Genomic DNA, 15,600 nt, shown 5'->3' with positions numbered 1-15,600 from the left:
CGAACCGAAAGCGGCGGCAGGCCTAGTGCCCGCCGCCGCTTTTTTCAATAAAAACTGAAAACAGCAAACATATGTCTGCTGCCGTTTCATTCATCCTTCCTGCTGTTTATCCATAAAAACCAACTGCACTGTTTCTGTCAATACATCTGCATAGCTGTATGAAACCCGCTCAAATGCATTTTCCTCTTTGTCTAATTCAATGACAAAAACTGATGGATAAGTTTCTGCCAAAACACCAGAACGTTCAATCGTTTTTCTTCTTCCGCCATTGGCCCTCAACATTAATCTTTTTCCCAAGTTTGAATCCAAGGATTTTTTAATGTCAGTCAACGTTTTTGGCATTTCGCTCCACCTCACTAAGTTCTAGTGTAACACAATATGTGGATTAGGTCAAATAAAACATATATTTTATCAATGAACAAGTCGATCTGTCAACATTTTTCCTAATTAAATGCGGGTCAATTTTTCGCTGTACATAGTATATGCCGAATGCGATCGAATTATGTAAAATGGTACAGCCGGACCAACTTTAACCTTTCCTGAAAGAAGTCTCCCTCTTCAATCGTGTGCAGGACGAACCCAACGATAAGGGGGAGATGGATTTTGGTTGGAATTTCCAAATCATTGTTAAAATAGAACATGTTCTTTGATCACTGGATATATGGGGTTATGGAGAAATCAAATGCGAAAACCAAGCTCATTCCTTCCATGCGTAAAACATCCCAGGTGAAAAAAATCTCCAAGTTACCGGACATCTGCCGCTAAACGGCGGGAAGTAACACTCAGGGAGGTGAAAGATTACTTTCGTCGTGGAGCTGAGAAGCCACCATTTCTAGCGTTGGCTAAGTGGTAGCAGTTCACGAAACCAGGGACCGGGCCGCGTTCTATTCATCTTCAATTGGTTTATAAGGCATGCCGGTCCTCAGCACTCCTTTTGTTTCAATGCCGCCCAATCCTTTTTGCCCCGTCAATGTATTGCGGAGCACATCCCACACATTAACCTGTTCCATAAATGAGGTGTAACAGATTTTTGCCACAATATAGACCGGATCCAGCGCATGGATATTGACACGGAGCGGCGAACTGGCAAAATTCGCGCCCGCTTGGATCAGCGATTCAAAATGCGATTGGCACGCCCCTGCAAAAATAACAAGCTGGTCGAGATTCGGCACTTTTTTTCTTGCTTCAATGACGGTCCTGACAAAAGATTTTGAATGGCGGTAAGCGTTTAAATCCGTTTTTTTACCTTTTGATTTTGAATACGCATCATGCCCTGTGATCACCAGAACATTCGGCCGGTATTGGTCGAGCAGCGACCCGATTTTATACGGCATTTCCTTTTCATAACAATGGATGCCATAAACCGTTACCCCGATTTTTTCGTACAAATTCAAGCACTTTTTCAAATAGTTCGGATCCCCGTCTAAGTGCAGCACCCTGCCCGGCAGCTGAAAATAACTCAGTTCTTCCTTATAGCCGTTGGTCGATTCATATTCCCGTTTTTCTTTCAGCAATTGGATATCCTGCTTAAACAGTTCATATGACTGTTCTTCCAGCGAGCGGGACTCAGCTGTCCTTTTCGACCTTTCCGCAGGATCCGGCTGGACGAGGTCCTCAAACGGGGCATCGGCAATCAACCGGTAATCCTCCCCGTGCAGAATGGCCACTTTTTTCCCACCCTGCTGCTGTATATCAATCACCCGGAATAAAATATCACAATGGTAGGATTTCCTGCCAACTATCGAATTGATTTGCACATCCATCGTTGTCAACTCCATTACATTCCATCTCACGCTTTAGCGCATGACACTATAGCCTATGCTTTGCCTCAAAAATGGTGAAAAAGCCGGAAGAAAAGGATGCCTTCCTTTCTCCAGGCTTCATGGAAAAATCTGTAATGGTTTTAAAAATCACGAGACCCTCGAACGCTATAAGTTGGCCATTACGGATGAAAAATCGGATAAAGCGCATTGCTTAACGCCGCAAATTCTTCCAGGCTTAACGTTTCCCCCCGTCTTGACGGATCAATACTCAGCTGCCCCAATACCTCCAGCATGGCTTCTTTCTTCTCTTTTCCGCCCGGCATCCCGCTTGTTAAATTATTCATTAATGTTTTCCGCCGCTGCGCGAATGATGCTTTTGTCATTTGGAAGAAGAAATCTTCATCCGTTACATCCACTTTCGGTTTTTCCCTTTTCACCAGTTTGACCACGGCAGAATCCACATTCGGCTGGGGCATGAACACTGTTTTCGGAACAATCATTGCGACTTCCGCCGTCATATAATACTGGATCGCAATCGACAGCGACCCGTAGTTTTTCGTGCCCGGCTGCGCTGAAACCCGGTCGGCCACTTCCTTTTGCAGCATGACAACCATGCCGCGGATCGGAAAATGCCCGGTTACAAATTTTAAAATAATCGGCGTTGTGACGTAATACGGAAGGTTTGCGACGACCATCAAATCTTTTATGCTGGCAAATTCCTCTTTCATCACTTTCCGGACATCGGCTTTTAAGACGTCTTCATAAATCACTTTTACATTCGGATACGGCGATAAAGTATCTTCCAGAATCGGCGCGAGCCTTCTGTCAATTTCAAAGGCAACAACTTTCTTGCTTCGGCGTGCAAGATGTTCGGTGAGCGCGCCTATTCCCGGGCCGATTTCAATGACCCCGCTTTCTTCCGACAACTCCGCCTGTTCCGTAATATTCCGGAGCACGTTCGGATCGATTAAAAAATTCTGTCCCAAACTTTTCTTAAAGGAAAATCCGTAACGGTTTAAGATCGCCCTTGTCCGGATGGGGGTGGCAATATCTTTTTGCAAATTTATTCCTCCTGTAAAACTTTCATGAGTGCTTCCTGAAATGTATCCTTGTCGATTTGAAAAGCCATCAGCCTTTTGTGGAGCTGCTTGCCGTTTGTATATCCGATTTTCAGCAGTTCCCCCAGCCGTTCCCTTCTTCTTCTCGCCATCGGGCCAGCAACCAAGCCGGCTTCCATTAACGCTTCTTTTGTAATGATTTCCGGCACATCCTCTTCCATTTGATGCGCTTCCCGCAATGCTTTCCGGATCGACTCGGGCCGCGCATGTTCCACACCGATCCCTTTATCCGATAACGGGCGCGCCTCATGTTTGGCAAGAAAAGCATGTTTGCAGCCGGGCACTTTCTCAGCGATCGTTTTCCGGATCTTTTCACCCGGAAAATCGGGATCCGTAAAAATAATGACACCCCTTTTTTCCTGGGCAAGGCGAATTTTCTCAATCGTGCTTTTGGAAATGGCCGACCCGTTTGTTTCGATCGTATCAGCATCTAAAGCCCTTTTGATGGCGGCCGTGTCGTCCTTTCCCTCGACGACGATAATTTCTTTTAGTTTTGCCATGCGGAAAAACTCACTTTCTAATCATTATCCTTTATTTTAAACAATTTTTGTGCGTTTAACATCGTTTGTTCGGCAACTTTCTCATAAGGAACACCTTTTATTTCTGCAATCTGCTCCGCGACAAGCTTCACATAAGCCGGCTCATTCCTTTTCCCGCGGTAAGGGTGCGGGGCAAGATAAGGGCAGTCCGTCTCGATCAACAGTTTATCGAGCGGAACCGCGGCAGCCACTTCTTTCGGCTTTTTCGCATTTTTAAACGTGACCGGGCCGCCAAGTGAAATGTAAAAATTCATCTTGATGCATTCTTTCGCCGTTTCCGGGCTGCCGCTGAAGCAATGCATAATGCCGCCCACTTCCTGTGCGTTTTCTTCTTTTAAAATATTCACGCAGTCTTCTGTTGCTTCTCGGTTATGGATAATGATCGGCAAAGACAGTTTTTTGGCGAGGCGGATCTGCCTTCTGAACACATCGTGTTGCACCTCTTTCGGGGATTTGTCCCAATGGTAATCGAGCCCGATTTCCCCGATCGCCACCACTTTTGGATGGGCGGCCAATGATTCAATCCACTCGAGATCCTCATCTTTCATATCGATGGCATCGACAGGGTGCCAGCCGAGCGCAGCATACATAAATGCATATTGGCCGATCAACTCGATGGCTTTTTGGATGGTCGGCCTGTCAAAGCCGACGACTACCATTTTTTCAACACCGGCTTCCTTTGCCCGCCTGATAACTGCTTCAAAGTCATCCTGGAACGCTTCATCATTTAAATGCACGTGCGTATCAAATAACATAACTTTGCACCTCTGTTTCTCAACATGTCCATTATTGTTCTTGTCATACATAAGAAAAACATAGAGAGATCCGTCGAAATTTGTTCCACGTGAAACATCTCTATGTTTTTCATCCTGATGTTTTGACCTTATCTGACAACAGCACCTACCGGAAGGCCTTCATCAACAGTTGCCAGCGACAATACGCCATCTTTTTCGCCTACCAAAATCATGCCTTGCGATAATTCACCGCGCAGTTTAACAGGCTTCAGGTTGGCAACAACAATGACTTTGCGGCCGACGAGTTCTTCCGGTTTATAATATTGCGCAATCCCAGAAACAACCTGGCGTTGTTCATAGCCGAGGTCGAGCTTCAGTTTTAACAGTTTATCTGCCGTTTTCACCGGTTCACAGGCTGTAACTTTTGCCACCCGCAATTCTACTTTTGCAAAATCATCGATCGTGATTTCATCTTTTGAGTCGTCCACTTTTGCTTTTTCCTGCTTCGGTTCTTCTTTTTTCGGTGCAGTGCCTTGCATTTGCGACTTGATGAATTGAATTTCTTTTTCCATATCGAGACGTGGGAAGATCGGTTCCCCTTTTTCGACGACTTTTGTGCCTTCCGGAATGCTGCCGAATGAAGAAAGGCTTTCCCAAGTATGCAAGCTTTCATCCGTTAAATTCAATTGGCCGAAAATTTTCTTCGGCGCCGACGTTAAGAATGGCTGTAAAAGAATGGCAATATGCCGCAGCGATTCCGCCAGATGCACCATTACCTCGGCGAGTTCCGCGCGTTTCGATTCATCTTTGGCAAGGACCCAAGGCGTCGTTTCATCGATATATTTGTTTGTCTGGCTGACGAATTCCCATAAAGAAGACAATGCAACAGAAAACTGCATGTTTTCCATGGCTTCTTCGTATTTTTTCAACGCTTCTTTATATGCCGTCACAAGCTGGATGGAAAACGGATTATGCGATCCGGAGAAGGTTGGGATCACCCCGCCGAAATATTGGTTCATCATGGCCACGGTCCGGTTTAAAAGATTGCCGAGGTCATTGGCGAGATCAAAGTTGATCCGTTCGACAAACCCTTCAGGCGTAAAAATTCCGTCCGCCCCGAACGGCACTTCCCGCAGTAAATAATAACGGAGCGCATCCAATCCGTACCTGTCGATTAGCGTCACCGGATCAATGACATTCCCTTTTGATTTCGACATTTTTCCATCTTTCATCAACAGCCAGCCGTGCGCAAATACTTTTTTCGGCAGCGGCAAATCGAGCGCCATCAGCATAATCGGCCAGTAAATCGTATGGAACCGCACGATTTCTTTTCCGACAAGATGGACATCCGCCGGCCAATATTTGAGGTATTTCGAATCATCATCGCTGCCATAGCCGAGTGCTGTGATATAATTGCTCAGCGCGTCAATCCAGACATAGATGACATGCTTCGGGTCGCCCGGCACTTTAATGCCCCAGTCAAAAGTCGTCCGCGATACAGCCAGATCCTCAAGCCCCGGTTTAATGAAGTTATTGATCATTTCATTTTTCCGGCTTTCCGGCTGGATGAAATCCGGATTTTCTTCATAATATTGCAAAAGCCTGTCGACATATTTCCCCATTCTGAAAAAATAGGATTCTTCTTTTACTTTTTCAACCGGCCTGCCGCAATCCGGGCATTTCCCATCCACCAGCTGGCGTTCCGTGAAAAACGATTCACATGGCGTACAGTACCAGCCCTCATATTCCCCTAAATAAATATCCCCTTTGTCGAGCAATTTTTTAAAAATTTTCTCGACCGATTTTTTATGCCTTTCCTGGGTGGTGCGGATAAAATCATCGTTGGAGATATCTAATTTTTTCCATAACTCTTGGATACCTGCCACAATTTCATCCACGTATTGCTGCGGCGTGACGCCTTTTTCTTTCGCTTTCCGCTGGATTTTTTGCCCGTGCTCATCCGTTCCGGTCAGAAACATGACATCATATCCACGCATTCTCTTATAGCGGGCCATCGCATCCCCTGCAACGGTTGTATACGCATGGCCAATATGTAAATTTCCGCTCGGGTAGTAGATCGGCGTTGTAATATAAAAAGTTTTCAATTTTTCTTCCAAAGCAGCCTCCACCTTTCGATCAGATTAGACATCCTGTTGCAGCTTCATCGCTCTATTGATGAACTCCTTAAAGAATAAGTATAAAACTTTTCCTGAAAATAAGCAAAATCCGTAAGCCGGCCAGGCAGGATCCGGCAAAAATGCACTGTATATTTAGTATAGCGCATCTTCCGTATTCCGTTCCATCGCGGCGCGGCTTTTAAAAATATTCAAAGCGGCAATAACCATTATAGCCCGCACGCATCGGTTTTAACCGGACCCGCGTGGGGGGCAGCAGCATCTTTTTTGGAATTTGTCGAAAAATATTTTAAACAAATTTGTTTTTTTATTCCAATTTATCTCCTATAATACAATTAGACAGGATATGTTAAAAAAGGGGTATTCGTCAATTTTTGATAGATAAAGAAGTGCAAAGTTATAAAAAGCAGTTGGTTGTAAGGGTTATGTAATGGGTCAAAAATATTCTTTTAGGGAGGAGAGTCGTTATGAAATCTACAGGCATTGTGCGGAAAGTTGATGAATTGGGCCGCGTTGTCATTCCGATCGAATTGCGCCGTAATCTTGGGATTGCCGAAAAAGACGCACTCGAAATTTATGTAGACGATGACAAAATCATTTTGAAAAAGTATAAACCGAACATGACCTGCCTTGTCACCGGCGAAGTGTCCGACGACAATCTCCAGCTGGCCGGCGGGAAAATCGTGTTAAGCCGGGAAGGCGCAGAACTGTTAATGAAAGAAATAGAAGAAAACTTCCATCTTGCAAGATAGGCAAGTGGGGCTGTCCCAAAAGGCGGTAATCTGGCTGAAGGGGCGCCCCTTTCTTTGTGAAAAAATTATTATCGTTGGTTGTTGATGATCGCGAAATTCACTCGCTTTCCGCACGCGTCGCGAGCCTCCTCGCTTGTTCCCGCAGGAGTCTCGTAAATTTCGCGATCATCAACGTGCAATAGACGAAGTAAGTGCAAAAAAAAAACCGCCTTTTCCATTATAATGTAGGTGTCGAACAAACATTGAATGGAGGCGGTTTTTTTGAGTAACTATTCAGCTACCTTTATTGATTATAACATGGGAAAACTCATTCTTCCAATGGATTTCAGTGACATGATTCCAGAAGGCCATGTAGCCCGCGTTGTCAATGTATGGTAAATCAAATCAGCGATGATATCCTGACAATAAGAAAAACCGTCGAGAAAATTATTTTCTCAACGATTTTTCATGTTTAAGAAGGGGCTTTTGGGACAGCCCCTTTTTCTTTATATTTCGTGATAAATTTGGTAAACTTCCCTTTTTGGCAGCTTCCGGTCCTTTGCCGCCAATTTAATGGCTTCTTTTGGCGGAAGCTGTTTTTGGCTGATATATGCATCCACATGTTCCTTGACGGATAAAGCGGACCACCAGAGCCCCCTGTTTTCTTCCTGCGTTTCCGGGCTGCCTTCCACAATCAGGCAGAACTCGCCCCGGATTTCATTATTCTGTACCCATTCAACAGCTTCTTCAATTGTCCCCCTGATAAATTCCTCGAATTTTTTTGTCAGCTCGCGGCTGATCGCAATTTTTCTATCCCCTAAAACATCCTGCATCATTTCCAGCGTTCTTTTCAGCCTGTGGGGCGCTTCGTATATAATAAACGTCGAAGCAATCTTGCCCAGCTTCTCCAATTCCGCCCTTTTTTCCTGTTTATCGCGCGGCAGAAAACCGTAAAAATAAAACGGCTGCGGCGCAATGCCGGAAGCGATCAGTGCCGTCAACGCCGCATTTGCCCCCGGAAGCGGAACGACGGTAATATTTTCGCGGATGCAGGCGGCAACAAGCTCATATCCGGGATCTGAAATGCAAGGCATGCCCGCATCGCTGATTAATGCGACTTTTTCGCCGCGTGAAAGCCTTACGAGAATATCGCGCGTGCTTATTTCCTTATTATGTTCATGGTGGCTGACAAGCGGGGTATGGATATCAAAATGGGCGCAAAGTTTTTTGCTGTTCCGTGTATCTTCCGCGGCAATGAGATCGGCGCTTTTTAAAATGCGCACGGCCCGGAATGTCATATCTTCCAAATTTCCGATCGGGGTTGGGACGAGATAGAGAATTCCTTTCTTTTCTTCATCCCGAAAACTTGCCTGCTGCTGCAAGATCAACACCTGCCTTTTCCAAAAATCGTTCTTTTTCCCGCCGCGTCAACTGTTTAAATGCATATTCCGCTTTCATAGCATCGCTTTTTGTTTCATATTCGCGGTAATACAGCAGGCGGACCGGCGTTCTCGTCCTCGTATATTTGGCGCCTCTCCCTTCATTATGTTCACGGAGCCGCCTTTTAAGGTCCACGGTGTACCCTCCGTAAAAACTGCCGTCGCAGCACAAAAGAACATAAAAATATGGTTTAGTTTTTCTTTCCATACAGGATTTCTTCCACTTCTTCCGTATATTCGTTGTTCTCCTTGTACACAACCAAAGGGGGGAGAATTTTTAAATCCGGTTTCCCGTCTTTTATGCCTTCCATCAGGATTGTGTTTGCTTCTTTTCCCGCTTTCGGATACACAAGCCGGAGTCGCTTTGGTTCGAGTCGGTATTTTTTCATAAGCGTAATCAAATCGACAAGCCTGCCCGGGCGGTGGACAAATGCCGCTTTCCCCCCCTGCTTGAGCATTTGGCTGCTGACCCTTACAACATCCTCCAATGTGCAGTAAATCTCATGCCTTGCGATCGCCAAATGTTCGTTTTCGTTTTGGATTGCCTTTGTCTGCGATGGGAAATATGGCGGATTGCACGTCACAACATCAAACTTGCCATACCCCAAAACTGCGGGCATATCTTTCAGGTCGCCGTGAATAAGCCTAATTTGCCCCTCCAGCCCGTTATAGGCAATACTCCTTGTCGCCATATCATACAGCCTTTCCTGTATTTCAACACCCGTAATTTCCGCTTTTGTCCGCGTACTCAGCAAAAGGGGAATCACGCCGTTTCCCGTGCAAAGGTCGAGCACTTTCCCTTTTTGGATCGGCAAATAAGCGAATTTTGACAGCAGCACCGCATCCAATGAAAAAGCAAAAACGGAAGGGCTCTGCACAATCCGCAAATTTTCCGCCAGTAAATAATCCAATCGTTCATCTCCTAATAATTTCACCATTGATTCCGTATCCTCCAAAACTTTTGCCGCATGAAGCGCATCAAACCGCATAGCAAAATCGGCTCTCTTTAAAAAATAGCCTTCCCCGGAAGAAGGAAGGCTAAATTTATGATGAACCGCCCATAAGGTTACTTTTTATTGAGAAAAGAAAGGCAAAATAAACAATCTTCCCCGTTGCGCGGGCTTCCGAAATGGATATTGCAAATATGGAAGCCTTCCTGGTAAAGGCGGGCAAGATTGTCATAACCTTCCCCAATATCCAAAAGCGTTTGCGGAACGCCTTTTTCCTGGATCTTGCGGACAATTTCAGCCGGTTCTTCCTGCTGATTTTCATCCTCTTCGCCGGGTTCCTGCCGCAATTGCCTCCTGAAATACTCATTTTGGATTTTCAGAACGTTGTTTTCTTCGATGACTTCCGTTAAATACTGTTTCAGTTCCCCTAACTTTTCATGGAGTGTCCCGATCTGCACTTCCATCTGCTGTATCGCCTCGAATATTTCTTTCCTATCCATCAGTTCTCCACCTCATTAATCCGTGGATTGAATTGGAACAACATCCTCATTTAAAAACTCTTCCATCGTATACTCTATGACCCGTCCCTGGCCCTGCAATTCGATCTGCAATATCCTTTCCAAAATATTCAAACCGGTGACCTTTCCAATCCCGTGGGGCGTTTTAACGGTTTCACCGATATCCGGAAGTGCTTCTTTCACCGCTTCATATTCATCATTTTCATATTTCAGGCAGCACATCAACCGTCCGCAAAGCCCGGAAATTTTCGTCGGATTTAAAGAAAGATTCTGGTCTTTCGCCATTTTGATCGATACCGGTTCAAAATCGCCCAGGAAGGTGGAGCAGCACAGCATTCTTCCGCACGGGCCGATACCGCCGAGCATTTTCGCCTCATCGCGCACCCCGATTTGCCTGAGCTCAATCCTTGTCCGGAAAATGGAAGCCAAATCCTTTACAAGCTCCCTGAAATCAACACGCCCGTCAGCGGTAAAATAAAAAATGATTTTATTCCGGTCAAATGTATATTCAACATCAACCAGCTTCATCTCCAGCTGGTGTTCCGCGATTTTTTTCATGCAAATCTTGTATGCCTCTTTTGCCGCGGTTTTATTTTCATTTACTGCCATATGATCCTTTTGGTCGGCAATGCGGATAACTTTTTTGAGCGGCAGCACTACATCATGTTCCCCGACAACTTTGCGGTTTGTGACAACAAGGCCGTATTCGATGCCGCGGGCGGTCTCAACAATCACCGTGTCGTCTTTTTGGACGGGAAGATCACCCGGGTCGAAGTAATATACTTTACCGGCCTTTTTAAATCGGATCCCTACTACATTAAACAAAGGCTGTTCCCCCCTGCAAATTTAAAACAAGCTGTTCCATGAGCAATTGCTGATTGACATTGGCATTCAATTTCTTTTTTGCATCTAAAATTGCTGCCATTTTTTCAGCCAGAGAACGCGGGGAGTAAGAAAGAATATCCGAAGAAAAACGGGCTTGCTGATCGGGATAAACCAAATCCTCCTGTTTTCCCAGATGGATGGAAAGAAGATCTTTATAAATCCATATCAACAGATCCAATCCGAGATCCAGTTGATTTTTTTCTTTAAAATGCTGAAACCATCCTTCCTGCAAAAAGACCATTGCGTAAGAAGGTGATTTCGTAAGGGTTGTATATAATTTTAACACTATTTTTCGGGCTTGTGCAAACCACTCATCCTTGCTTAAGGAAAGCGCCTCTTCCAAATGGTTGGTCATATGGGAAAGCAGCGGGGCCAAATCGCGGCTGACCCCGTTTTCGATCAATTGTTTTTTCAATAAATTAGGAGAGATCGGCTTGAATGAAACAATTTGGCAACGCGATAAAATGGTGGGCAGGATCCGGTGCAATTGAGTCGTCATTAAAATCGCCGTTGTATCGGCGTTTGGCTCTTCCAAAAATTTCAACAGGCTGTTGGCAGCGCCGATGGACATTTTTTCGGCATCAACGATCATATACAGTTTCCGCTTGGATTCAACCGCGCGTTTCGAAAACTCCTGCTGCAGCTGTTTGATCTGTTCCTTCTTGATGGAAAGCCCGTCCGGTTCAATCAAATGAACATCGGGATGGGAACCATGGTTGATTCTCATGCAGTTTGAGCAATGTTCGCATGGAAAAAAACCATCCGCCGGCTGCAGGCAGAATAATGTTTTTGCCAATAATTGCGCGGCCTCTTTTTTCCCCGTACCGCGGCCGCCTTCGAATAAATAGGCATGCGCCATCCGCTTGCGCCTGATGCTGTTTTTCAGCAAAGTTGCCGCAACGGGCTGCACCTTTTCAAATTCTTTCCATGTCATGGCTTCCTTCACTCTCTTAGGTATATAAATTGATCAATAAACCTTTGATCTCACCGATTTTCCCGAGAATATCCAGCGCGGGCTGTTCCTTCCTAATATATTCTTCGGTTAAGTCCGCCAGTTTTTGGTCAATCGTTTCGACAATCTGCATTTTGCGGCTTTCCCCGAACTGGTTCCAGTCCTGGGACTGTTTCATTTTCATGCTGTAATCGACAGCCTGTTTTACAAACTGCTTTACTAGCGCCTTAAATCTCGACAAATCTTTAAAATTGCGGGTACGGGCCAGTTTGCTGCCGGCCTCGTCGAGTTGTGACAACAATTGGTTGAGCTCGTCCATTTGCAGTTTTTCCCCGCTTGATTTGACCATTTCCGCAAAATTTGACGTATCCGCAGCAGCACTTTTCGTCCCTCGGGCCACATTGTTCAAACTTACACTTAAATCCTGGTTGATCTTCAAGGGCAATTCCCTCCATTAAAACTGGTGAAACTCATCTACCGGCAGCACAAATACCGTTGCGCCGCCCACTTCAATCTCAACCGGATACGGAATGTAGGAATCGGCATTGCCCCCCATCGGTGAAACAGGGGTAATAAACTGTTCCCTTGATTTACAATTTTCCTTAATGACCTGCAGCGCTTTATTAACGCGGATTTCTTCGGTTCCGATCAGAAAAGTCGTGTTGCCGGATTTTAAAAATCCTCCCGTCGACGCAAGTTTTGTCACGCGGAAATTATGGTCGATCATCGCTTTCATTAAGCGGTTGCTGTCCTGGTCCTGCACGACTGCTACAATCAGTTTCAATTTCTTCCCCTCCTGAAATTCCAAACGTATATTTATCATTCATTATATCATTGTTATATATGAAATTCTGTCCGATGAGGTGATTATCCTTTTACCCGGAAAAATTTTTCCCAAAGTGGTCGCGGACGGCATCCAACACTTTTTGCAAAGCTGTTTCATAAATATATTCTACATCTTTATTCGCATCAATAGCATACATTCTCTCCGGGAACCGCCGTAACAATATTTGGAATCCTTCTTTTACTTTCTTGTGGAATTCCAATGCCTCGAGGTCAAGGCGGTTTACTTCGCGGTTTTGATTTTTGGCGATCCGGCCGAGCCCCGTTTCCACTTCAACATCAAAATATAACGTCAAATCCGGCAGCAGGCCGTTTGTTGCAAACTGATTGATGCGGTAAACTTCTTCAATCCCGATCCCCCTTGCATATCCCTGGTACGCGAGCGAACTGTCGATAAACCTGTCGCACAAAACAATAGCACCGCGCTCAAGGGCCGGTATGACTTTTTCCGCAAGATGCTGCCGGCGGCTTGCCGCATAAAGCAAAGCTTCCGTCCTCGCGTCCATTTCGGTATTTTCCGGGCTCAGAATAATGCTGCGGATCTGCTCGGCAATTCTAATGCCCCCCGGTTCTCTCGTCAATACAACTGGAAAACCGGCCTCCCGCAAATATGCTGCAATTTTCCCAATAATGGTTGTTTTCCCCGCACCCTCGGGCCCTTCTGCGGTTATAAAAATCCCTTTCATTGAATCTACCTCTCTTTATCAATAAACTGCCAGTTTGTTTTCGTTAAATGGGGGATCCGCATGGAATTTGGCTCCATACGAACGCAATTGTTGAATATGTGCGATATGCGCCTGCGTAATGCGCTCACCCGGCATAAGGAGCGGTACGCCCGGCGGATACGGCACCACCATTTTCGCTGCAATCCTGCCGGCGGCATCTTTAAAAGACACCCATTCCACCTGTCTTTCTTCCATTTCTGCATAGGTCATTTGAAGTACCGTTAAACCAGCCGGAAATTCTAATGTTGCTTTTTCTTTTTTGGCATGCGCTGTTACACAGGTCAAAGCTTTATCAATCCGCCCGGCGGCATCTTCAAAAGGAAAAGGCATTCCTTTTTTTAATAGCGGCAGCACAAGCACTACCCTATCAAGATCGGCCATTTCCGGATACACACTCTTCTTTTCAAAAGCGGACTGAAGTACAAATCCGGATACGCCCGGCAATGACACCAACAATTTCAAAGGATCCTGCCCTTCTTTTTCCTGTACTTTTAACACTTTACGCAGTCGGTGGATAAACCGTTCCCTTTCCGACATCGTATAACGGATATCTTCATCGTTAAAATTTGCCGCATACCACCGTGCATAGTCGAGCGACATCATGATCGGATAGGACGGGCTGCTCGATTGCAAGACAGATAAGTAATATTCGAGCTTTTCGATTGGAAAGCGGGGATTGCCGATATGCAAAAAAGAACCCATCGTCATGGCCGGCAGCATTTTATGGGCGGACTGGACAACGGCATCAGCCCCCAAATCGAGTGCCGATTTCGGGAACGGGCCGCCGATACAAAAATGGGCCCCGTGCGCTTCATCCACCAGTACATAAGCGCCATGCCTGCGGGCAATCCTGACCATCGATTGTATATCAAATGTCATACCGTAGTACGTCGGATAAGTAAAGATGCACGCCCTGATTTCCGGGCACTGTTGAAAAGCATGCGCAAACAGTTTTTCGGAAAATCCGGCTGCAATTTCGAGCTCTCCATCGATTTCAGGGAAAAGAAAAACCGGTTGTACGTTAGCAAGACGCAGCGCATGCAAAATGGATTTATGGCAGTTCCGGTCAACCAACACCCGGTCCCCCGGCCGGCAAATGGCAAGAATCATCGCCAAATTGCCAACCGTGCTCCCGTTTACTAGAAAATAACTTTTTGTGCTGCCATAATACGCTGAAAGCAGATCCTGCGCCTCTTTGATTGCCCCTTCGGCATGGTGCAGATCATCCAATCCGGATAATTCCGTTGCATCATATTGTAAAAAAACCGCACTGCCCTTTAACAGCGGCTCCATCAGCAATCCATTTTTATGCCCCGGCACATGGAATGAGATGGGTCTGCTGCTGTGATGCCGGCAGAGCGCTTCATATAAAGGCATTCTTGTTTGGTCCATGCACATTACCCCAGTCTTTATCAGGGACCGCGGCAAATCCCGGCCCTTCAGCTTTGACTTCTCTATTTTACTATAAACGAAACAAGAGGAGACAACAGCAAAATAGATGGCAAAAATATAACCAAGCCCCTTTTGTCGCTTGGTTATATATACATTTGCGGTTTTCCTATTGCTTTTAACTGCCGGATAAAGTACAAATACCGCGGATCCCCTGTCTCCGTATGGACAATTTCATTTTCGCAATCGCTGCAGATGAAAGATGTATAAAGATGAATACCGCTTGGTTTCATTTGTTCGCAAATTATGCACATTTCCGGTTCGGTTTTTGTTTTCAAATTCCCCACCCCCTGTTCCACTATATTTGCCATATTTTTTACCATCTATTCACAATCAAACAGACTTTTGAAAATGTTTAAAATCGAACGGCACTGGATATATTGTATCGTATGCTGTTTTAACCGGTGTGTGTTTGTCTAGGATAGGGGGCGGGAAAGACTTGCATCCTTGCAGCTTTTTTATTAGCGAAGGAATGTATTATCAATTCGTGAACCTTCCCGGAACAGCAGATGCAAAGATGCGGCCGCTGATTTTTTGCACTTTTCGCTGATATTTAATGATTACCGCTTGTTTCTTTTCCAAATTCGCCGATTTTTCCTTTTACAAAGAAGTAGTAGAGGAAAACTGGTATTTTAAAGGGACACTGTCATACCCCCGTATGTATTGAAAGATGCAGATACCGGCATTTTTTTATTAAAAAATTGCTGTATCATGGGCAATTGACATACCCTGGGGTGTATATAAATTAGTGGCCGCCGATATTTTTGTACTTTTCGCTGATATTTCATGGCTTTCCGCTGATATTTTTAGATTACCGCT

18 protein-coding genes are annotated in these 15,600 nt (G+C 45.3%); 1 reads left to right on the top strand and 17 read right to left on the bottom strand.

The window, feature by feature from the left end; translation table 11 throughout:
- Positions 1 to 90: 90 nt before the first annotated feature.
- From veg to metG, 6 genes are all read right to left on the bottom strand, one after another.
- Positions 91 to 342, bottom strand: coding sequence for a biofilm formation stimulator Veg (gene veg, locus GBH70_RS15305; RefSeq protein ID WP_151681842.1), 252 nt, complete (start codon positions 340 to 342; stop codon positions 91 to 93).
- 542 nt (positions 343 to 884) lie between these two features.
- On the bottom strand, positions 885 to 1,778 hold the full coding sequence (gene yabG, locus GBH70_RS15300) for a sporulation peptidase YabG (RefSeq protein ID WP_371862263.1): 894 nt from the start codon (positions 1,776 to 1,778) through the stop codon (positions 885 to 887).
- Between the two features lie 164 nt (positions 1,779 to 1,942).
- Positions 1,943 to 2,824 (bottom strand): 16S rRNA (adenine(1518)-N(6)/adenine(1519)-N(6))-dimethyltransferase RsmA, encoded by an 882-nt coding sequence (gene rsmA, locus GBH70_RS15295; protein WP_151681841.1) that lies wholly within the window; start codon positions 2,822 to 2,824, stop codon positions 1,943 to 1,945.
- 2 nt (positions 2,825 to 2,826) lie between these two features.
- Positions 2,827 to 3,381, bottom strand: coding sequence for a ribonuclease M5 (gene rnmV, locus GBH70_RS15290; protein WP_151681840.1), 555 nt, complete (start codon positions 3,379 to 3,381; stop codon positions 2,827 to 2,829).
- Positions 3,382 to 3,398: 17 nt separating this feature from the next.
- Positions 3,399 to 4,175, bottom strand: coding sequence for a TatD family hydrolase (locus tag GBH70_RS15285; RefSeq protein WP_151681839.1), 777 nt, complete (start codon positions 4,173 to 4,175; stop codon positions 3,399 to 3,401).
- Between the two features lie 128 nt (positions 4,176 to 4,303).
- Complete coding sequence (gene metG, locus GBH70_RS15280) at positions 4,304 to 6,271, bottom strand: methionine--tRNA ligase (protein WP_151681838.1); 1,968 nt, start codon at positions 6,269 to 6,271, stop codon at positions 4,304 to 4,306.
- A 485-nt stretch (positions 6,272 to 6,756) separates the two neighbouring features.
- Between metG and abrB the strand changes: the two genes are divergently transcribed.
- Positions 6,757 to 7,041, top strand: a complete 285-nt coding sequence (gene abrB, locus GBH70_RS15275) for a transition state genes transcriptional regulator AbrB (protein WP_151681837.1) — start codon at positions 6,757 to 6,759, stop codon at positions 7,039 to 7,041.
- Between the two features lie 485 nt (positions 7,042 to 7,526).
- Here the strand turns inward: abrB and rsmI are convergent, their stop codons facing one another.
- From rsmI to GBH70_RS15220, 11 genes are all read right to left on the bottom strand, one after another.
- Positions 7,527 to 8,402 carry a 16S rRNA (cytidine(1402)-2'-O)-methyltransferase gene (rsmI, locus tag GBH70_RS15270; protein WP_172967564.1) on the bottom strand — a complete coding sequence of 292 codons (876 nt, stop codon included), beginning with the start codon at positions 8,400 to 8,402 and terminating at the stop codon, positions 7,527 to 7,529.
- Positions 8,374 to 8,667, bottom strand: a complete 294-nt coding sequence (locus GBH70_RS15265) for a GIY-YIG nuclease family protein (protein WP_151681835.1) — start codon at positions 8,665 to 8,667, stop codon at positions 8,374 to 8,376. Before GBH70_RS15265 ends, rsmI begins: the two co-directional genes overlap by 29 nt.
- Positions 8,651 to 9,397, bottom strand: coding sequence for a tRNA1(Val) (adenine(37)-N6)-methyltransferase (locus GBH70_RS15260; RefSeq protein ID WP_151681834.1), 747 nt, complete (start codon positions 9,395 to 9,397; stop codon positions 8,651 to 8,653). Before GBH70_RS15260 ends, GBH70_RS15265 begins: the two co-directional genes overlap by 17 nt.
- 128 nt (positions 9,398 to 9,525) lie before the next feature.
- Positions 9,526 to 9,909: a DNA replication initiation control protein YabA gene (gene yabA, locus GBH70_RS15255; protein WP_151681833.1), complete on the bottom strand. Its 384-nt coding sequence runs from the start codon at positions 9,907 to 9,909 to the stop codon at positions 9,526 to 9,528.
- A 15-nt stretch (positions 9,910 to 9,924) separates the two neighbouring features.
- Positions 9,925 to 10,752, bottom strand: a complete 828-nt coding sequence (locus GBH70_RS15250) for a PSP1 domain-containing protein (RefSeq protein WP_151681832.1) — start codon at positions 10,750 to 10,752, stop codon at positions 9,925 to 9,927.
- Complete coding sequence (gene holB / locus GBH70_RS15245; protein WP_151681831.1) at positions 10,745 to 11,746, bottom strand: DNA polymerase III subunit delta'; 1,002 nt, start codon at positions 11,744 to 11,746, stop codon at positions 10,745 to 10,747. Before holB ends, GBH70_RS15250 begins: the two co-directional genes overlap by 8 nt.
- Positions 11,747 to 11,762: 16 nt before the next feature.
- The gene (locus GBH70_RS15240; protein WP_151681830.1) at positions 11,763 to 12,203 is read right to left on the bottom strand and encodes a YaaR family protein; all 441 of its coding nucleotides are present in this window, start codon (positions 12,201 to 12,203) and stop codon (positions 11,763 to 11,765) included.
- A 15-nt stretch (positions 12,204 to 12,218) separates the two neighbouring features.
- Complete coding sequence (gene darA, locus GBH70_RS15235) at positions 12,219 to 12,548, bottom strand: cyclic di-AMP receptor DarA (RefSeq protein WP_151681829.1); 330 nt, start codon at positions 12,546 to 12,548, stop codon at positions 12,219 to 12,221.
- Positions 12,549 to 12,639: 91 nt separating this feature from the next.
- Positions 12,640 to 13,293, bottom strand: a complete 654-nt coding sequence (gene tmk, locus GBH70_RS15230) for a dTMP kinase (protein ID WP_151681828.1) — start codon at positions 13,291 to 13,293, stop codon at positions 12,640 to 12,642.
- An 18-nt stretch (positions 13,294 to 13,311) separates the two neighbouring features.
- On the bottom strand, positions 13,312 to 14,724 hold the full coding sequence (locus GBH70_RS17600; RefSeq protein WP_151681827.1) for an aminotransferase class I/II-fold pyridoxal phosphate-dependent enzyme: 1,413 nt from the start codon (positions 14,722 to 14,724) through the stop codon (positions 13,312 to 13,314).
- Positions 14,725 to 14,867: 143 nt separating this feature from the next.
- The gene (locus GBH70_RS15220; RefSeq protein WP_371862196.1) at positions 14,868 to 15,059 is read right to left on the bottom strand and encodes a sigma factor G inhibitor Gin; all 192 of its coding nucleotides are present in this window, start codon (positions 15,057 to 15,059) and stop codon (positions 14,868 to 14,870) included.
- Positions 15,060 to 15,600: the final 541 nt, after the last annotated feature.

It is taken from the genome of Weizmannia acidilactici (assembly GCF_008974225.1).
Taxonomy (GTDB): domain Bacteria; phylum Bacillota; class Bacilli; order Bacillales; family Bacillaceae_C; genus Weizmannia; species Weizmannia acidilactici.
Note: the sequence above shows the minus strand (reverse complement) of the source record. Positions and strands in the feature narration are given on the sequence as shown.